Genomic DNA, 18,626 nt, shown 5'->3' on the forward strand with positions numbered 1-18,626 from the left:
TCTGTGCATGACATGCATCAAACATGTCTATATTTCCATTCAAGAAATAGAACTTTTATGATGAAAAACAAATATGTCGATGTGAGGGAAAAGGCGGTGATGGTGGGTGCAGTGCACCTGAGGAGAGGGTTGAAGTTAAGTTACTTATAAATTTATCTAACTTTCTTACTTTTACACAATTGAACAGTCGAATGACTTTATTGAAGAAATTTGAGCACAAGCCACAGCCCACATAATCCAATAACTCTTTTTATGACGCCCAGGCTCTTTGTGGGCAGTGCTAAGTCCATAGCGCCATTTAGACCCAACCAGACCTCGGCAGTCATCCTCATATATTTCCAATAATCCAGCTACCCTACCGCTCCGGCCCGTTGCCAAACATGCTGCAAAAGCAACGTCAATCCCGTCGATAGCTTTTTACAACATCAAAATTAAATATGATGAAGAATTTGAAATTATCCCAAACCCCGATACTGCTTGCCTGCGCATTGATTGCAGGCGGCGCCAGCGCCCAAAGCATCACTTTTTCTGGGGACACCTTCCCTAGCGGAGATTTTGATGGGCGGCAAGACCTGAACCAAAGTCTTATCATTGGTGACCTTGACGTTGGGAATCTTGCGCTCAGTGCAGGCGCAGTGCTCAACACGGGCATCAATCAAACAACGATCGGACAAACCGCGGGAAGCACTGGAACAGTGACAATATCAGACGGTAGCCAATTAAATGCGTCCCAAATATATATCAGCCGGTCTGGCAATGCGGTCTTCAATATTTTGAGCGGCGGCAAACTCATAACACACCATGCTTCGGTGGGTCAATCCGTGGGTGGCACCGGTTTGGTAACCGTCGATGGACAAGGATCATCTTGGAGCATCTCGCCTGGCACTACCGGCGGCATTACTTTAGGCATGAATGGAGGAACAGGCACACTGAGAATCATTAACGGCGGAACAGTATCTGTACACAACAGCCTTCTCACATCACGTGACAGTGCCAGCACTGGGCATATTGAGATTGATGGCGCCAACTCCAGCTTGCAAGTTGCCAAGGAATGCGCTTTGGGTCCGCTAGGCGCAACCTCAGTAAAAATCACCAATCGCGGCTTATTTCGCTGTGGACAAGACAATTATCTGCATTCGGGAGTGGTTTCTCTGAGCGGAGCAGGTTCCATGTGGGTAGTAGGCTCAGACCTAGACGTCGGAAATAAGGCCATTGGATCTCGCGGTGCCCGAGGGGAGCGTGGTGAAAAAGCCGAGCTGAATATTGGCGATGGCAGCGTGGTCGATTTGGCCGGCAACCTGCGCTTGGCTGTGGACTCGTACGGTTCTTGGGGTGGAAGCGGCACCCTCAACATCGAGGGTGCGGGTACTCCAGGAGTATTAAAGACACAAAACGTAGTCTTCGGTAATTACGGCGTAAGTATTATTAACTTCAAGCACTCCAATTCTTCGGGCAACTATATATTCACCCCTTCCATTAGCGGCACTGGCTCCATCAACGTCGTTGGCACTGGCACCACGGTTCTGACAGGCAACAACACCCACAGCGGACAGAGCAGCATTCAATCCGGAGTGCTGCGCGCTGGCTCTGCGGCAGCGCTGGGCAGCGCGTCGTATGACGTCAGCCGTGGCGGTACGCTGGATATGAATCGATTCAGCCCTGCTTTAGTCCGTTTGCGTAATGCTGGAACCGTGATCTTGGGACAAGGGAATACCAGCGCGGTGACCACTGCCAGCTATTACCAGGGCTACGGTGGAAATATTCATATCAATGCTGCATTAAGCGGCAACGCTTCTCCGACGCAAAAGCTGTTAGTTAGGGCTGACACCAGCGGAACCTCCACGCTGCATATCCGCAATCTAGGCGGCACCGGCGCGCAAACCACCGGCAATGGCATTCTGGTCGTGGAGGTTGGGTTGGCGTCCAACGGCCAGTTCACCCTCCCCGCCCCTGGCTATATCCAGGCAGGCGCTTACCGCTATACCTTGCACAAGGTCGGCCGCAACTGGTACCTGCAATCGGCGCCCGCCAATGCCAAAGCGGCAGCGGCCGATGACAGCGCTGCCTGCGTAGCTGACCCGCTGGCACAGGGCTGTGCGTTGGCAGCCGGCCAGGGCGCAGTGGCAAAGGCCCTGCCGGCAGCATTGAAGGCGGGCACCGCGAACGCGGCGGCGGCCGCAGAGGCAGAGGCAGCAGCGCCTGCGGCAGATGCCTCGGCGCAGCGGGAGGCAGCGCTGGGCGCAGACGACCTCAAAGACGATGGCGCCGTAGGCTTTGCCGGTGCGGTGCCGGTGCCTGGTTTGGGCATGGTGGGGATGGTGTCGCTCTCGTCCCTCATCGGCGTGGCGGGCCTGCGCCGCAGCCGCAAAGCGGTGTAAGCCACCCAAGGTGACGGCCCTGCGGTCACCGTGGTAGAGAGCCAGGCCAGCTGGGGCGATGGCCCCGTTGGCCGGTGGCCCCAACAAAAGCTGGCTGCATCTGCAGCCAGCTTTTTTTTGTGGCGTCAGCATGGCTGCACCCCCATGCTGCACCACAGGGGACGGTTCTGCGCTTCAATGCCTGGTGCCAGCCGTTTCCTTTTCCCTTTGCCTGTGCCTTGGTTGGCACGGCTGCTGCTTGCACCAGGCAGCGATCCGGATGCAACAACCATCCAGCAACGCATGCCCAAAATCCCTTCGCTCCTGTGCCCGCCACCACGGGCGTTACTGCTGCCCGTTCAGCTGCTCGCTCCGCTGCTCATTCCGCTGCTGGTGCCGGCCACTGCTCATGGCCAGGCGGTGGTGCTGGCAGGCGATACCCGCCCAACCGCCTTTGTGGGCAGCTTGGGCGCCCCCTTCAACGCTGAGCAGCTGGTGGTGGGCAACACCGGCAGCGGCAGCTTGCAGATGCGCTCGGATGCGGGGGTGTTGCACACCGACGAAGCGGTGGTGGGCGCCCAGGCGGGCAGCAGCGGGCTCGCAACCCTTGCCACCGGGGCGCAATGGCATTCCCCTCTGATAACGATGGGTGATGTGGGCAGCGCAACGCTGCACATCCACAGCGGTGCCCAGCTTTTCTCGCGCGAGGCCATCATCGGCCACCGTGCCGGCAGCCAGGGCCTGGTGACCGTGGCGGGCCGCGCATCGGCCTGGCATAGCCATGCGCGGGCAGGCTTGTTGGTGGTGGGCGATGCGGGCCAGGGCACGCTGAGGGTGCTCGATGGTGCGGCCGTCTCCAGCAGCCACCATCTCAGCACCGCCGAGCAGCCAGGCGCCACCGCCCGCGTCGACGTGGATGGCGCCGATTCAACCCTGGCTGCCGGCTACTGTTTTTTCAGCACCCAGGGGGTATCGGCGGTGCGGGTCAGCCGGGGCGGGCGCATCCACTGCCGCAGCGAGGCCTGGCTGCGCTTTGGCGATTTTTCTGTGCAGGCGCGGGTGCGGCATGGGCCGTGGGCACGCACCTGACGGTGGGGGCCGACAGCGGCCCCGCCGCTGCGGTGCTCCGCATCGGGCAAGGCGGCGTGGTGGAAGCGGGCACGGCCCTGCGGCTGGCGCACAACCCGGGCCACCGGCCGGCTGGCCGGGGAGCCATCCATCTGGAAGGCACGACCGCACCGGGCCGGTTGCTGGCGCCCCAGGTGCTGTTTGGTGCGGATGGGCTGGGGGCGGTGCACTTTGACCATCGCGACCGCTCGGGCAGCTATGTGTTTTCGCCCTCACTATCGGGTCCCGGCAGGGGCGAGGTATCGGTCAACCAGCCCGGCATGACCACGCTGACGGGCGATAACGATTACACGGGTGTGACGCGCGTCCAGGCCGGGGTGCTGCGTGCCGGCGCTGCCACGGGCTTGAGCCATGCATCGGACTACACCATTGCCAGCGGGGCCACGCTGGACACCCAGGGCTACAGCACGCGCCTGAACAGCCTGGCCCATGCAGGCACCGTCACCACCGGGGCCAGCGGCACCAGCGCTACGCTGACGGTGCGCCACCACTACCGGGGCGACGGGGGCCGCATCGCACTGGGTACGGCCCTGGGCGGCAGTGATGCAGCCACTGAACGGCTGCTGGTGCTGGGCGATACCAGCGGAACCACCACCTTGCACATCCGCAACCTGGGCGGCAGCGGCGCCCAAACGACGGGGGCCGGCATCTTGGTGGTGCAGGTAGACGGGGCATCGAATGGCAGGTTCCGATTGCCCAACCCAGGCTATCTGCAAGCCGGCGGTTTTCGCTACCGGCTTATTCAGCAAGGCAAAAACTGGTACTTGCAGTCCGAAGCCGAGGCACCCCAGCCTGCTCCGCATCACGGCGCCCACTGAGACCCGTCTGCCGATCCGGTGGGCCGCCCCGCCCCGGCTCGCGCGCCACCCGTGGAACCGTGCCCCAGGCACACCTTTGCTTGCATACCCAGGTAGCGCATCTACAACAGTCAGTTTGCAATTGCGCTGCCTTGCCGGCTGCAGGCCTAAGGCGTTGATCCGCAAACGTTTGCGGGCCCCCAGGAAGGGGCTTTACGGGGCGGGGGCGGCATTTTAGGCCGTTTACCTTACAAAAAACTTACATAATTCATAGCTATTGCCCGTGGTTAGTAATAATTTTAATTTATTATCGAACTTCCTCTGGAGGGAGGAAAAGTGCTTCTTAGGAAGACGACCTTTGGGCCCGCCTTGTGCGGGCCCCTTTTTTACCGCCTTGGTTGCGCATACAACTAGCTACATCCGTACATCTGCATACGGCTCGGCAGCCTGGCAGATGCGGTAGGCTGGGGCAGCCCTGCAAAAACACCTGCGCGACGCCGCCCGCGTTGCAGTGCTGGATGGCCGCTTGCCGATAGGCGCATGGCGCCGGCACCTATGCAGCGCAGCTGCAAAGCCCGGGTGTGCCTCCGGCCGGGCAGGTCCGGCCGGGGAGGCCCTGCCGGACAGTCCCACGCGGTGGGAGCACCTGCTGGTTTGTAGGAACTCACTGACATCTTTGTAAACAATGGTACAAGTACAATTTGCGCGGCCCGCCCGCGCTTTGCGGCGGCCTGTTCCTGCCTTACCTCCTCCCTCCTTCCATGCCCCACTCCTCTTCTCCGCAGCCGCGCAGCCTGTTTCCCTTGCCGCTGCCGATGCTGCTGGGGTTTGCCGCTGCGGCCATCGCCGCGCTGGTGATCGCCATCGTCAATGTCTACTCGGCCGATGTGCGCGCCCAGGCGGTAACCAGTATTGGCCGCATGACGGCGGCGATGCGCCAGCTCAATGAGTTCTCCGCATCGCTCAAGGATGCAGAAACCGGCCAGCGCGGCTTTTTGCTGACCGGCGACCCCGCCTACCTGGCGCCCTACCGCCGCGCGCAGGACGCGCTGGAGAGCCAGTTGCGCGGGCTCGCGGCCAGCAACGACAATGCGCCGCTGCGCCAGGAGCGCGTGCAGGCCATCGATACGCTGGCGCACCAGAAGCTGGCCGAGCTGGAGGCCACGATCGACCTCAAGCAGGCCGGCCGGGGCGATGAGGCGCTGGCGCTGGTGCGCACCGACAAGGGCAAGCAGGTGATGGACAACCTCAACAACGAGGTGGCCGACCTGTACCTGCTGCAAAACAATGAGCTGGACCTGCGCCGCCGCGCCTGGGCGCAGGCGGCCACCACCTCGACCTATATCACCTGGGGCGGCTCGCTGGTGATGCTGGCGCTGGTGCTGGCGTCGGCGGCGGTGTCGATGCGCGAGTTCCGCGCCAAGGCGCGCCAGACCTGGGTGTCCGACGGGCTGTCGGGCCTGGGCCAGCGCCTGCAGGGCGACCATGGCCTCGAAGAAGTGGGCGCGCGGGCGCTGGATTTTCTGGCGTCGTACACGGGCGCCAAGGTGGGCGCCGGCTATGCGCGCCATGGCATGGATGACCGCTACCAGCTGTTTGGCGGCTATGCGCTGCCCAAGGATGCACTGCAGGAGCATTTGCTGGCCGGCGAAGGCCTGGCCGGGCAGGTGCTGCGCAGCGGCAAGCTGCTGCGGGTGGGCGGGCTCGACCAGAGCCACTTGAAGATCAGCTCCAGCACCGGGCAGTCGCAACCGCTGGAGCTGGTGCTGGCGCCGGCCGTCGAGAACGGCAAGGTGCATGCGCTGATCGAGCTGGGCTTTGTGCGCCCGACCACGCAGGCGGAGCTGGAGCTGCTCGAAGGCGCGTCGTCGATCCTGGCGGTTGCAGTGCGCTCGGCGCTGGACCGCACGCGCCTGGAGAAACTGCTGGAAGAGACGCGCCAGCAATCGGAAGAGCTGCTGGTGCAGCAAGAGGAAATGCGCGCCAGCAATGAGGAGCTGGAGCAGCAAAGCCAGGCGCTGCAACGCTCGCAGGCGCAGATGGAGCAGCAGCAATCGGAGCTGGAGCAGACCAATGCCTACCTGGAAGAGCAGACCCAGAAGCTGGAGCACCAGCGCGAGCAGCTGCTGCGCGCCAAGGATGCATTGACCGACAAGGCGCGCGAGCTGGAAGTGGCCAGCCAGTACAAGAGCGAGTTCCTGGCCAACATGAGCCACGAGCTGCGCACGCCGCTGAACTCCACGTTGATCCTGGCCAAGCTGCTGGGCGACAACAAGCCGGGCAACCTGACGGCCGAGCAGGTCAAGTACGCGCACACGATCTACGCGGCCGGCAACGACCTGCTGGCGCTGATCAACGACATTCTGGACCTGGCCAAGATCGAGGCCGGCCAGGCGACCGTGGTGCTGGAGCCGGTCAATCTGGCCACGGCGATGCAGTCGCTGATCGAGCCGCTGCGCCCGATGGCCCAGCAAAAGGGGCTGGCGCTGACCTGCCATATTGCGCCCGGCGTGCCGGCCTACACGCAGACCGATGGCCAGCGCCTGGGCCAGATTCTGAAGAACCTGCTGTCCAACGCGATCAAGTTCACGGACCGGGGCAGCGTGAACCTGCAGCTGACGCAAAACCAGCCCGGCACGTTGACGTTTGCGGTGCACGACACCGGCATCGGCATTCCCGAGCACCAGCAGCAGCTGATTTTTGAAGCATTCCAGCAGGCCGATGGCAGCACCCACCGCAAGTACGGCGGCACGGGCCTGGGCCTGTCGATTGCGCGCGACCTGGCGCAGCTGCTGGGCGGCCAGATCACCGTGCAGAGCACGCCGGGCCAGGGCAGCGTGTTCAGCTTCCACATGCCGCTGGTCAAGGCCGGCACGCCCGCAGCAGAGGTGCCGATGGCACCGAAGGCGGCCGATGCGCTGCGCTCGGCATCGTCAGCGCTGGCGGCAGCCGGAGCTGCGGCAGCTCCGCTGGCGGCGCCGGGCAAGAGCGGAGCGGCCGCTGTGGCCCCCCGCGCCACGGCGGCGTTCCAGCCCGCCAACACCGCAGATACTGCAACGGCCTTTGCAAGCACATCGGCCACCGCCAGCACGGCGACCTTGGATGCGGCCGCGCACAGCATGCCTGCCAGCGCCCCGGCCACGGCGGCGGCGGCCGTGCTGGAGCTGCCGACGATCATCCAGGGCCGCCACCTGCTGGTGGTCGAAGACGACCCGCGTTTTGCCGACATCCTGCAGGAGCTGGCGCGCGAGATGGGCTTTAGCTGCCAGGTGGCGCGCAATGCGGCCGAGGGCCTGGCCGCTGCGGTGCAGTTCCTGCCCAATGCGATCGTGCTGGACATCAACCTGCCCGATTTCTCGGGCCTGGGCGTGCTGGACCAGCTCAAGCGCAACCCGGCCACGCGCCATATCCCCGTGCATATCGTCTCGGTGGCCGACTACTCGCAAGAGGCACTGGTGCGCGGCGCGCTGGGCTACGCGCTGAAGCCGGTGCAGCGCGAGGAACTGGCCCAGGCCCTCAAGCGCCTGGAGGCCAAGTTCACGCAGAACATCCACCGCGTGCTGCTGGTGGAAGACGACGAGCGCCAGCGCGACAGCGTGCACAGCCTGCTGGGCAACAGCGAGGTCGATGTGGTCTGCGCCGGCACCGCCGGCCAGGCGCTGGAGTACCTGGCCCAGGGCACCTATGACTGCATGATCATGGACCTGAACCTGCCGGACATGAGCGGCTTTGCGCTGCTCGAGCGCATGTCGGAGCAGGATGGCGTGTCCTTCCCGCCGGTGATCGTCTACACCGGCCGCGCGCTGTCGCGCGACGAGGAGACGCAGCTGCGCCGCTTCTCGCACTCGATCATCATCAAGGATGCGCGCTCGCCCGAGCGCCTGCTCGACGAGGTGACCCTGTTCCTGCACCAGGTCGAGTCGCGCCTGTCGCCCGAACACCAGCAGATGCTGGCCCAGGCACGCAGCCGCGAGGCGGCGCTCGAAGGCCGCAAGGTGCTGGTGGTGGAAGACGATGTACGCAACGTGTTTGCGCTGACCAGCATCCTGGAGCCGACCGGCATCAGCGTGGACATTGCCCGCAATGGCCGCGAAGCGCTGGAGGCGCTGGACCGCGAGGACAGTGCCGTGGACCTGGTGCTGATGGACATCATGATGCCGGAGATGGACGGCTATACCGCCATGCGCGAAATACGCAGCCGCCCGCATTTGAAGCGCCTGCCGATCATTGCGCTGACCGCCAAGGCCATGAAGGACGACCAGGAAAAATGCCTGGCCGCCGGTGCCAACGATTACATTGCCAAGCCGCTGGACGTGGAGAAACTGCTGTCCCTGGTGCGGGTGTGGATGCCCAAGTAAAACGCCGATGCCATTACGCAAGAAGGCCGAGACTGCCGAGATTGAGCAGCGCCTGCTGCTCGACGGTATTTATTACCGTTACCACTATGATTTTCGCGGTTATGCGCAGGGCTCGATCAAACGCGGGCTGGAGGCAGCGCTGGTCTCCTTTGGCTGCAAGACCCTGTCGCAGCTGCAGGACCGGATCATGCATGACCCGGCGGCGTTCACCGCGCTCCTGGGTTATCTGACGGTGCAGGTCAGCGACATGTTCCGCGACCCGGCGTATTTTCTGGCGCTGCGCCGCGAGGTGGTGCCGCTCTTGCGCACCTACCCGTCGCTGAAGATCTGGGTGGCGGGCTGCAGCACCGGCGAGGAGGTGTACTCGCTGGCGATCCTGCTGCACGAGGAAGGCCTGCTCGAGCGCAGCCTGATCTATGCGACCGATATCAACTCGCAGGCGCTGCGCATGGCCGAGCAAGGGATTTTTGCGATCGAGCGCGCCGAATCGTTCTCGCAGAATTACCTGCGCGCGGGCTGCAAGCATTCGCTCGCCGATTATTACACCGCGCACTACGGCCATATTGTGCTGGACAAGGAATTGCGCAAGAACATGGTGTTTGCCGACCACAGCCTGGCGACCGACAGCGTATTTGCGGAAATGCATTTGATATCCTGCCGCAATGTGCTGATTTATTTTGACTCGGATTTACAGAACCGGGCGCTGGACCTTTTCCGGCAGTCGCTGTGCCATCGCGGTTTTCTGGGCCTGGGGATGAAGGAATCGCTGCGTTTCTCGAACCAGGCAGCGGCATTTGAAGATGTGGCGACGGTTGAAAAAATATACCAAAAGAAACCAACCCTTGAGTAGTTTATAAAATATCCCCCGGGGCGGGCAGCAGGCGCTGCAGGGTGCTGCGGGGATTGTTTTGAGTTGTAGTTCATGAACACCACTGACGGCATCAAGTGCCTGATCGTTGACGACATTCCGCAGAACCTGGTCGCGCTGGAAGCGCTGCTCCAACGCGATGGGGTGCAGTTCCTCAAGGCGCACTCGGCCCGCGAGGCGCTGGAGCTGCTGCTGCAGCACAGCGATATCGCGCTGGCGCTGCTGGATGTGCAGATGCCCGAGATGAACGGCTTTGACCTGGCGGCGCTGATCCGGGGCAGCGAGCGCACGCGCCATATTCCGCTGATCTTCATGACGGCGGGCACGCACGAGCAGAACTGGCAGTTCCAGGGCTACGAGAGCGGCGCGGTCGATTTTCTGTACAAGCCGATCGACCCGGACATGCTCAGTGCCAAGGTCAGCATCTTCTTTGAGCTGCACCGCCGCAAGCAGGAGCTGGCCCAGCAGTTGCAGGAGCGTACCGAGGCGCTGCGCGTCAACGAGATGTTCATGGCCGTGCTCAGCCACGATCTGCGCACGCCGCTGCAGTCGATCAAGGTGACCGCCAGCCTGCTCAAGCGCCAGCCCGATGCCAGCAGAAACGAGGAACTGGCCGAGCGGCTGCTGAGCAACAGCCAGCGCATGGGACGCATGGTGGAGGACCTGCTCGATGTGACCCGCATCCGCCAGGCCGGCGGCCTGCGGCTGACGCTGACCGACATGGACCTGGCCAGCCTCTGCGCAGCGGCGGTCGATGACGCGCGCCACAGCGCGGCAGACCGGGTGCTGCACTACGAGGCGCTGGGCGGCACCGAAGGCCGCTGGGACAGCGAGCGCCTGGCGCAGGTCATCGGCAATATTCTGGGCAATGCCCTCAAGCATGGCACGGCAGACGAGCCGATCACCGTGACCATCGATGGCAGCGCAGCGGCGGAGGTGGTCGTGGGCATCGAGAACGGCGGCACGATCCCTGCGGCATTGCTGCCCGATTTGTTCAAACCGTTTCGCGGCGGGGAGCGCCAGCCCGGCCAGAGCGAAGGTCTGGGTCTGGGCCTCTATATTGCGCAGCAAATTGCGCGGGCGCATGGGGGCGGCATTCAGGTGCAGTCCGCAGACGGGCGGACCCGCTTTGAGCTGCGGCTGCCGCGCCAGCCGCTGGCATCGCACCGCCAGGCGCTGCTGTAGCGCGCCTGGGCGCTATGCGCTGCGCTGGCCTGAACAGGGGTTCGGGCCAGCGGCGGTCATTCGGGGGGTGGGGAACGCAAGCGGCTGGGAGGCGGCAGGTCCGTCGCGGGTGGCGCCCTGTGATTGGGCGGGCGCCGCACCGGGCGCCCGGCTGGACCGGTGCGCTCCGGCTGGTACTTATTGTAGGGTGCCGGTGTGCTGGGTCTGGATGTGGCCCAGCAGATCTTCCAGCTCTTCGATCTCGAACGGTTTGAGCAAGGTGCGCACGTTCGGGCCCCACTGGCTGGGGTAGTGCCCCAGGTCATAGCCGCTGCACAGCACAATCCAGCGCTGGGGCGCCTGCTGAAGCAGACTTTGCGCCAGATCGGTGCCCGATTGGCCGGGCAGGCTGACATCGGTCACCACCAGGTCAAACGGCGCTTGGCCATCGAGTTGCAGCGCTTCTTCTGCATTGGCGCAGCAGGTCACGCTGCGGCCCGGCCCTTCCATGAGACAGCCAATCGTCTCTCGCAGTTCATCGTTGTCTTCTATGTAAACTATTCGCATTGCAAACCCAATAATCAATGTGTATTGCAATAAAAGCTATTGCAGTCTGAGATTTGCATGAAGAAATTTATCCTTGTAGGACATTTTCTTTTTATGCCGCTGGAATATAGCACAGGACGGTTTCAGAAAATATGCGTGGTACCCCGAAAACCCCTGGCAAAAATCGGATTTGGGGCTGTAGTCCTATTCTGACAATGACCGTTTGCGCGCACCCACAAGCAGTTTGCAAACCATCGTTAAAATGAGGTTCTGGCCATTGAGGCTTTTGAATAAGGGTATTCACCTGACCATTGCGGCAGGTCAATACCCGATATCAAATTTATAAATAAGCAAGACGGCTCTGGATATTCTCGCAGCGCGTAATATTCGCATTATCTGCAGGCCGCATTCACAAGGCTTGCTGTATCCCACCTGCGGTTATCCGGTCCGGTTGCGCCGTTTCAAAGAAGACCGCGAGCAAGCCAGCCAACGCTGTGCTGCCGCCACCAAGGAAGACCAATGATCAACGTAGGACTTGTCGATGACCACGCCATCGTTCGCTCGGGGCTGAAGCAATTTCTGGCGGATTTCGTAGATATCCGCGTCGTAGGAGAGGCTTCCAACGGACGGGAAGCCATTGACCTGGTACGCAATGAATCGATTGACGTGCTGGTGATGGACCTGTCGATGCCGGGCCAAAGCGGTATTGATGCACTGACGATGTTGCGCGCCAAGGAGCCCGACATGGGCATTCTGATCCTGAGCGGCTACCCGGCCGAGCATTACGCGATCAACCTGATCCGCCAGGGTGTCAACGGCTACCTGAACAAGGAATGCGACCCGAGCGAGATTGTCGAAGCGATTCGCACCATCTCGCTGGGCAAGCGCTACCTGACCCCGATGGTCGCCAACCTGCTGGCCCAGCAGCTGGGCCGCAAGGACGATGCGCCGCCGCACGAGCACCTGTCCGAGCGCGAGTTCCAGGTGTTTCTGAAGCTGGCCCAGGGCGAAACCGCCAGCAATGTGGCCGAGCAGCTGTCGCTGAGCGTCAAGACCGTCAGCACCTACCGCACCCGCCTGATGGAGAAGATGACCCTGAACTCCAACAGCGACCTGACCTACTATGCGCTGAAGAATGGCTTGATCAGCTGATCGCCCTCCCCTCCCCGCTCCAACACACGCCACCTTCGGGTGGCGTTGTCGTTGGTGGGGCGCGGCGCTTGCTTGGCCCTGTGCCGCACGCTGCCTTGCAGAGCTGCATACAATGCGATTAATTCTCATTTGACATTGCTTGGTGCTGCGCGCATGCCCTCCCCGGATCTCTCCATCGACGATGACTTGAGCGGCCTCTACGCTGCGCACAGCACCTGGCTGCAGCAGTGGCTGCGCAGGCGTCTGGGCGACAGCTTTGCAGCGGCCGATCTGGCGCAGGACACCTTTGTCAGCCTGCTGTCCAGCGCCACCCCCCGCGAAGCGATCCGCGAGCCCCGGCCTTTTCTGGCGACCATTGCCAAGCGGCTGGTGGCCCACCGCCACCGCCGGCAGCTGCTGGAGCGCGCTTACCTGGAAGCGCTGGCCTGCTTGCCCGAGGCGCTGGCCCCATCGCCCGAGACCCAGCTGATCGCAGTGCAAAGCCTGCAAGAGATAGACAGGGTGCTGGACGGCCTGCCCCCCAAGGTGCGCGAGGCCTTTTTGCTGGCCCACCTGGCCGGGCTGAGCTATGCCGAGATTGCCGGCAAGCTGGCGGTGTCCACCAGCTCGGTCAAGCAGTACCTGGCCCGGGCCAACCGCGAATGCCTGTTTGCGATGGCGCTGTAGCCGCATGCCTGCCTCCCCCACCGTAACCCTGCCCGGCGGCCGCGTGATCAGCCGGGCCACGGCCGATGCCGCTGCGGACTGGCTGACCGTGTTGATGTCCGGTGATGCCGGCACTGAAGAGCAGCAGCAGTGGACCGCCTGGCGCCAGGCCCATGCCGACCATGAGGCCGCCTGGCAGCATATCGAAGCCGTGACCGGCCGCATGAAGGCCTTGGGCCCGCACCCGGCCTACACCGCGCTGACGGCCAGGGGCGAGCGCAAGCCGGTATCGGACGCGCGCCGGCGTGCCACGCGCCTGCTGCTGTGGGGCGGCCTCGCTACTGGTGCGGGCCTGCTGGCATCGCGCACCACCGCCTGGCAGCGCCAGGTGGCCGATTACCGCAGCGCCACCGGCGAGCAGCGCCAGCTGGTGCTGGCCGACGGCACCCAGCTGCTGCTGAACACCGGCAGCGCGCTGAACCTGCGCTTTGACGCAACAGAGCGCCGCCTTGTGCTGGTGGCCGGGGAGATCATGGTGACGACCGCCCATGCGCTGGGCGCTGCCGCCGATCCGCGCCCGCTGCTGGTGGAGACAGCCCAGGGCAGCATTCGCGCGCTTGGCACCCGGTTTACCGTGCGCCTGCAGGCAGCGCACACGGAGGTGGCGGTGCTGGAGAGCGCGGTAGAGATCCGCTGCCGCGATGGCGCGGGCGGCACGCGTTTGCTGCAGGCGGGCGCGCAAACCCGGTTCAGCCACAGCGCCATCGATGCACCCAGCGCGGTAGATGCGCAAACGCAGGCCTGGACTCGGGGCCAGCTGATGGCCGATGCGCAGCGCCTGGACGACTTTCTGGCGGAGCTGGGCCGCTACCGGCCGGGCGTGCTGCGGGCCGATCCGCAGGTGGCGGGGCTGCGGCTGTCGGGGGTGTTTCCGCTGGGCAATACCGACCGCATTCTGTCCACCTTGCCCAGTGTGCTGCCGGTGCAGGTGCGCACGCGCAGCCGTTACTGGGTGACCGTACTGCCGGCCAACGCGTCCGCTTGAGAAAAAACATTTGCGCTCCACCCTGCCCGATTCGCTGGCTTGCGGCACCTAGCTGATGAGGGACCTGCATTTGCCCAGGCCCGCCCAGAGGAACCACATGCCGACATTGCCACCCGCCCGCCACGCAGGGCGCCCCCACCCCACCCCTATCGCGCTGGCCTGCCTGGCCATGGCGCTGGGCTTGAGCGCTGGTGCGCCAGGTCTGGCGAGCGCGCAGCCCAGCACAGCGAACGCCCCTACAGACAGCAACACCGCCGCCACGGCCACCGCCGAGCTGCACATTCCCGCCGGCCCCTTGGCCCCTGCGCTGCGCCAGCTGGCCAGCAGCACCAACACGATGCTGAGCTTTACCGCAGCGCAAAGCGATGGCAGGCAGACCGCAGGCCTGAGCGGCCGCCACACGGTGGCCGAGGCCTTGGCCTTGCTGCTGGAAGGCACGGGCCTGCAGGCGGTGCAGCTGGACAATGGCGCCTATGTGCTGCGGGCCACTGGCACGGGCAGCACGGGCAGCACGGGCAGCACGGCAAGCGCGCCAGCGGCTGCAGCAGCCAGCGCCGATGCAACTGCCAGCTACACCTTGCCGCAGATCACCGTGACCAGCACGGCCCCAGGCCTGGGCAGCAGCGATGGCCGCACCGAGGGCACGCAGTCGTACACGACAGGCAGCATGCGCACGGCAACGCGCCTGAACCTGTCGATGCGCGAGACGCCGCAGGCGGTGACCGTGGTCACCCGCGAGCGCATCCAGGACCAGGGGCTGGCAACGGTCAATGATGTGGTGCAGACGGCGCCCGGACTGACCTACCGGCGCTTTGGGCCCGAGCGCGCGTCGTTCTTTGCGCGCGGCATGTATGTGGACAACATCATGTACGACGGCCTGCCGGTGAGCCTGGACAGCTCCAACCTGTCGCAGGACCTGCTGGCCACCGACATGGCCATTTACGACCGGGTGGAGATTGTGCGCGGCGCCACCGGCTTGTCGCAGGGGGCAGGCAACCCGTCAGCCGCGATCAACCTGGTGCGCAAGCGGCCCACCCGGGAGCGGCAGATATCGGCGAGCGTCAGCGCCGGCAGCTGGGACCGTTACCGCGCCGAGCTCGATGCCGCTGGGCCGCTGTCGGACGACGGCAGCCTGCGCGGCCGGCTGGTGGCGGCCACGCAGGACTACGGCAGCTACAAACGCGGCGAAAGCAGCCAGGGCCAGACCTTGTACGGCATTGTGGAGAAGGACCTGACCGCCCGCACCACGTTGACCCTGAGCGCGCTGCACCAGGAGAGCAAGCTGCATGGCAATGGCTTTACCGGCCTGACGGTGGCCAGCGATGGCAGCGACCTGGGCCTGCCCCGCTCCACCTCGTACGCCAATGACTGGGAGCACTGGGACAAGACCACGAACTCGGCGTTCCTCGGGCTGGACCACCGCTTTGACAATGACTGGCGCCTGCAGCTGTCGGCCTACTACGCACAGGCCGAGATGGACATGCAGGGCCACTACCTGAGCCACAACCTGACCACCGGCCTCTACAGCCAGCTGGGCGCGCGCAATGCGCACCAGGAAAAGCAATCGAGCATCAACCTGTATGCCAACGGCCCGTTTGCGCTGCTGGGCCGCCAGCATGCGCTGGTGCTGGGCGCCAGCTACCGCCATATCGACTTTAATGGCAACAGCCGCCAGGGCCTGGTGCTCAACAGCAACCTCGATCTGCACAGCTTTAACCCCGGCGCCGTGGCCGACCCGAAGATTCCGCTGCGCGACTGGATGGACGCCAAGATCACCCAGCAAAGCCTGTACGCCACCACGCGGCTGAACCTGGCCGACCGCCTCAAGCTCATCGTCGGTGGCCGGGTGGACTGGTTTGACTACCGGGACACTGTCAACACCTACCCGAACTTTGCCGCGAACACGCCATCCGTCAGCGCCCACAACCGCTACGAGATCGAACACCGCCTGAGCAAGTACGCCGGCCTGGTCTACGACCTGAACGACCAGCATTCGCTGTACGCCAGCTACACCGATATCTTCAAGCCACAGAACTATCTGGATGCAAGCAACCAGCTGCTGAGCCCGGTGGTGGGCCGCAACTATGAGCTGGGCATCAAGGGCGAGTACTTCAACGGCAGCCTGAATGCGTCGGCCGCCGTCTTCCGCATGGACCAGCAAAACCGCGCCTACCGCGCCAGCGACCAGACCCAGTGCGCCAGCTACCCCGCCACCACCTGCTATGCCGCTGCTGGCGAGGTGCGCAGCCAGGGTGTGGAGCTGGAGCTGCAAGGCGCGCTCACCCCCAACTGGCAGCTGGGCGCCGGCTACACCGTGGCCATTGCGCGCTACCGCAAGGATGCCACCGCCGCCAATGTGGGCGCGCTGTTTGATACCGACACACCCCGGCATTTGTTCAAGCTCTCGACCATGTACCGCCTGGCGGGCGCGATGCAGGGCTGGCGCATTGGTGGCACGGTCTACCGCCAGGGTGGTATCTACAACCAGGGCACCACGAGCGGCGTGCCCTTTAACATCCGCCAGCATGCCTATGCCATTGCCGACCTGGTGATCGGCTGGCAGGCCACGCCACAGCTGGACCTGCGCCTGAACATCAACAACCTGTTTGACAAGACCTACTACAACGCCTTGTCCGGCACGGCGACGTTCCCCAGCAATGTCTATGGCGAGCCGCGCCATGTGATGCTGACTGCGCGTTACCAGTTCTGAGGCTGGCGGATAGCCGCTCTGCGCTATGCTGCCCCGCATGACCCGCGCACCTGACAGCTCCTGCGCCACGACGATTGACCTGCTCCCCTCCCGCCCGCTGCAGCCGGCGTTTGTAGCATTGGTAGAGGATGCGCTGGCCAGCCTGCAGCAGGCGCTGGGGCCATTGCTGCACAGCGTCTACCTCTACGGCAGCGTGGCCCGGGCGCAGGCCAGGCCTGGCGTCTCAGACTTGGATCTGACCTTGGTGTTGACCCGGCCGCTGGCAGCCGACGAGGCGGCTTTGCCGGAGCAGCAACGCCTGGCGCTGCAAGCGTGCCACCCGGAAGTGAGCAAGGTCGATTTCGATATCGGCGTGCTGGCCGATATACGCAATCCCGCCCATTTGTATAGCTGGGGCTACTGGCTCAAGCATGAATGCCGCTGCATCCATGGCGCGGATCTGGGCCTGCAGTTTGCGGCTTTTGCGCCATCTGCTGCAGTGGCCCGGGCCGTCAATGGCGACTATGTGCAGGTACTCCAAGGCTACATCGCCAGCATCGCTGCCGCGCAGGAGCTGGCGACCCTCCGGCGGCTGCAAAAGGAAGCCGCCAGAAAACTGGTCCGCGCCACCAATGTGCTGCGCCCTGCAGAGGGTGGCGGCTGGCCCCGGTCGCTGGAGGACTATGTGCGGTATTTCTCGGAGCGCTTTCCGGACATGGCCGAGCGGGCCGCGTTCTTTTTGCGGCAGGCCGAGGCGCCGACCGCATCGACGGAGGACTTCAATGCGCAGTTGGAGGCCTTCATCGCGTGGATGCAAGGGCAGGCGCAAGCACCTGCTTGTGCCTGATCTGACCTGCAGCCGCCTGGCTCAGCGCATGCGCCAGGCGCGCAGTTTGCTGTTGACCAGCAAGCCATGGTCCGCCCCGTGTTTGGCAACATCCAGCAGACTGTGCAAGGGCCCGTCAGCCTCGCCTCCATCCGCGACAAAGAGCTCGGCCTCGCTGGGGGATGTAGAGCGGTGTGGCTCGGCGTTATCGGCCCCTTGGTAGCCCATGCCTGGGCGTTAAGCACCCTCTGCGAAACTCCCTGCCGTGGTCTGAATGCAGGCTCGGGCGATCCGCATCCGTGCCGCTTGGCGAGGGGTCGGCAGAGCATCCCCAGCGCTGAGATTTATGCTGCGCTGCCTCTGGGCGCTTCGGCAGCTTTCTCATGGGCACGGTGCAGCACCGCCTGGGCATCCTCGGTCAAGGCATACAAAGCGCTGTGCAGTCCCCCTTGCAGCCACCGGCTCAGCTTGAATGCGCCCTCCTCATCGGCGCCCACCAGCAGCGCCGCTATCGCACTCATGCCATACAAGCGTGTGTTGATCGCTTGGGCTTCGCACTCGGTCAGCGCCAGGTCTTCCGTCAAGCCGCAGGCCCTGCGGCGCCTGCAAATGTCGTGAATGTCCAAAGGCGGCTCGCCCTGGTCTGCGATCGCCTGGAGGGCAGCGGCATGGGCCGTATCCAAGCGGGAGGTATCCGAGCTGGCATCCGCACACGCGGCGGTTGTGGTCGAGCTGTTCATGAGGACGCCTCCTGGCTCGGGATGCTTGCGGTGGAACCGCCAGGTTGTGGCGGGCACAGCTGGTAGATGGCCCTATTCAACGCGTTGTGCGCGTCGGCATGCCGTTGGATGTGGGCGGTCTCGCCTAGGGAGATGGGCGCGGAGATGCGCCCAGGAGAAGAATGAGCCATGGTGGACTCCAGGTGGTTCGGTTTGCTAAAACCACCACTTCCCACGCCAATGGAAGGCGGTGGCTCGAACAGGTTGGCGTACCGGGAACCTCCTGCGAGAACCGGCGGAGCTTTCGCTCCCCCATCCGAGCCACCATAAAC

At 63.9% G+C, this 18,626-nt stretch carries 13 protein-coding genes; 11 read left to right on the plus strand and 2 right to left on the minus strand.

Translation table 11 applies throughout. The annotated features are described in order from the left end of the window. Positions 1–437 precede the first annotated feature (437 nt). The 6 genes from ACCQ08_RS00410 (at position 438) to ACCQ08_RS00435 (ending at position 10,693) form a co-directional block, all read left to right on the plus strand. Complete coding sequence (locus tag ACCQ08_RS00410; protein ID WP_373448540.1) at positions 438–2,378, plus strand: autotransporter outer membrane beta-barrel domain-containing protein; 1,941 nt, start codon at positions 438–440, stop codon at positions 2,376–2,378. Between the two features lie 282 nt (positions 2,379–2,660). Further along, the gene (locus ACCQ08_RS00415; RefSeq protein ID WP_373448541.1) at positions 2,661–3,446 is read left to right on the plus strand and encodes a hypothetical protein; all 786 of its coding nucleotides are present in this window, start codon (positions 2,661–2,663) and stop codon (positions 3,444–3,446) included. After that, positions 3,431–4,303, plus strand: coding sequence for an autotransporter outer membrane beta-barrel domain-containing protein (locus ACCQ08_RS00420; protein ID WP_373448542.1), 873 nt, complete (start codon positions 3,431–3,433; stop codon positions 4,301–4,303). The genes ACCQ08_RS00415 and ACCQ08_RS00420 overlap by 16 nt, the downstream gene beginning before the upstream one ends. Positions 4,304–5,043: 740 nt before the next feature. After that, positions 5,044–8,640 carry a response regulator gene (locus ACCQ08_RS00425; RefSeq protein WP_373448543.1) on the plus strand — a complete coding sequence of 1,199 codons (3,597 nt, stop codon included), beginning with the start codon at positions 5,044–5,046 and terminating at the stop codon, positions 8,638–8,640. A gap of 7 nt (positions 8,641–8,647) precedes the next feature. Beyond that, entirely contained in the window at positions 8,648–9,490 is an 843-nt protein-coding gene (locus ACCQ08_RS00430) for a protein-glutamate O-methyltransferase CheR (RefSeq protein WP_373448823.1), read from the plus strand. A 72-nt stretch (positions 9,491–9,562) separates the two neighbouring features. Then, the gene (locus ACCQ08_RS00435; protein ID WP_312409515.1) at positions 9,563–10,693 is read left to right on the plus strand and encodes a hybrid sensor histidine kinase/response regulator; all 1,131 of its coding nucleotides are present in this window, start codon (positions 9,563–9,565) and stop codon (positions 10,691–10,693) included. 177 nt (positions 10,694–10,870) lie between these two features. Here the strand turns inward: ACCQ08_RS00435 and ACCQ08_RS00440 are convergent, their stop codons facing one another. After that, the gene (locus ACCQ08_RS00440; RefSeq protein WP_239811484.1) at positions 10,871–11,239 is read right to left on the minus strand and encodes a response regulator; all 369 of its coding nucleotides are present in this window, start codon (positions 11,237–11,239) and stop codon (positions 10,871–10,873) included. Positions 11,240–11,737: 498 nt separating this feature from the next. Between ACCQ08_RS00440 and ACCQ08_RS00445 the strand changes: the two genes are divergently transcribed. From ACCQ08_RS00445 to ACCQ08_RS00465, 5 genes are all read left to right on the plus strand, one after another. Beyond that, entirely contained in the window at positions 11,738–12,370 is a 633-nt protein-coding gene (locus tag ACCQ08_RS00445) for a response regulator transcription factor (RefSeq protein ID WP_133855691.1), read from the plus strand. A gap of 153 nt (positions 12,371–12,523) precedes the next feature. Then, positions 12,524–13,036, plus strand: a complete 513-nt coding sequence (locus tag ACCQ08_RS00450; RefSeq protein ID WP_373448544.1) for a sigma-70 family RNA polymerase sigma factor — start codon at positions 12,524–12,526, stop codon at positions 13,034–13,036. A 4-nt stretch (positions 13,037–13,040) separates the two neighbouring features. Further along, positions 13,041–14,060: a FecR domain-containing protein gene (locus ACCQ08_RS00455; RefSeq protein ID WP_373448545.1), complete on the plus strand. Its 1,020-nt coding sequence runs from the start codon at positions 13,041–13,043 to the stop codon at positions 14,058–14,060. Between the two features lie 97 nt (positions 14,061–14,157). Beyond that, on the plus strand, positions 14,158–16,770 hold the full coding sequence (locus ACCQ08_RS00460; protein ID WP_373448546.1) for a TonB-dependent siderophore receptor: 2,613 nt from the start codon (positions 14,158–14,160) through the stop codon (positions 16,768–16,770). Between the two features lie 37 nt (positions 16,771–16,807). After that, positions 16,808–17,596, plus strand: a complete 789-nt coding sequence (locus ACCQ08_RS00465) for a nucleotidyltransferase domain-containing protein (protein ID WP_373448547.1) — start codon at positions 16,808–16,810, stop codon at positions 17,594–17,596. Positions 17,597–17,919: 323 nt separating this feature from the next. Here the strand turns inward: ACCQ08_RS00465 and ACCQ08_RS00470 are convergent, their stop codons facing one another. Continuing rightward, positions 17,920–18,315 carry a hypothetical protein gene (locus ACCQ08_RS00470; protein ID WP_373448548.1) on the minus strand — a complete coding sequence of 132 codons (396 nt, stop codon included), beginning with the start codon at positions 18,313–18,315 and terminating at the stop codon, positions 17,920–17,922. Between the last annotated feature and the right edge of the window lie 311 nt (positions 18,316–18,626).

The sequence above is a fragment of the Comamonas sp. SY3 genome (assembly GCF_041730275.1).
Taxonomy (GTDB): Bacteria; Pseudomonadota; Gammaproteobacteria; order Burkholderiales; family Burkholderiaceae_C; genus Comamonas; species Comamonas sediminis.

Excerpts from the sequence above, each read along its gene's own strand:
- ACCQ08_RS00450 (WP_373448544.1), top strand. The coding sequence starts at position 12,524 with ATGCCCTCCCCGGATCTCTCCATCGACGATGACTTGAGCGGCCTCTAC.
- ACCQ08_RS00440 (WP_239811484.1), bottom strand. The coding sequence starts at position 11,239 with ATGCGAATAGTTTACATAGAAGACAACGATGAACTGCGAGAGACGATT.
- ACCQ08_RS00460 (WP_373448546.1), top strand. The coding sequence starts at position 14,158 with ATGCCGACATTGCCACCCGCCCGCCACGCAGGGCGCCCCCACCCCACC.
- ACCQ08_RS00410 (WP_373448540.1), top strand. The coding sequence starts at position 438 with ATGATGAAGAATTTGAAATTATCCCAAACCCCGATACTGCTTGCCTGC.
- ACCQ08_RS00465 (WP_373448547.1), top strand. The coding sequence starts at position 16,808 with ATGACCCGCGCACCTGACAGCTCCTGCGCCACGACGATTGACCTGCTC.
- ACCQ08_RS00470 (WP_373448548.1), bottom strand. The coding sequence starts at position 18,315 with ATGAACAGCTCGACCACAACCGCCGCGTGTGCGGATGCCAGCTCGGAT.
- ACCQ08_RS00415 (WP_373448541.1), top strand. The coding sequence starts at position 2,661 with ATGCCCAAAATCCCTTCGCTCCTGTGCCCGCCACCACGGGCGTTACTG.
- ACCQ08_RS00430 (WP_373448823.1), top strand. The coding sequence starts at position 8,648 with ATGCCATTACGCAAGAAGGCCGAGACTGCCGAGATTGAGCAGCGCCTG.
- ACCQ08_RS00445 (WP_133855691.1), top strand. The coding sequence starts at position 11,738 with ATGATCAACGTAGGACTTGTCGATGACCACGCCATCGTTCGCTCGGGG.
- ACCQ08_RS00425 (WP_373448543.1), top strand. The coding sequence starts at position 5,044 with ATGCCCCACTCCTCTTCTCCGCAGCCGCGCAGCCTGTTTCCCTTGCCG.
- ACCQ08_RS00455 (WP_373448545.1), top strand. The coding sequence starts at position 13,041 with ATGCCTGCCTCCCCCACCGTAACCCTGCCCGGCGGCCGCGTGATCAGC.
- ACCQ08_RS00435 (WP_312409515.1), top strand. The coding sequence starts at position 9,563 with ATGAACACCACTGACGGCATCAAGTGCCTGATCGTTGACGACATTCCG.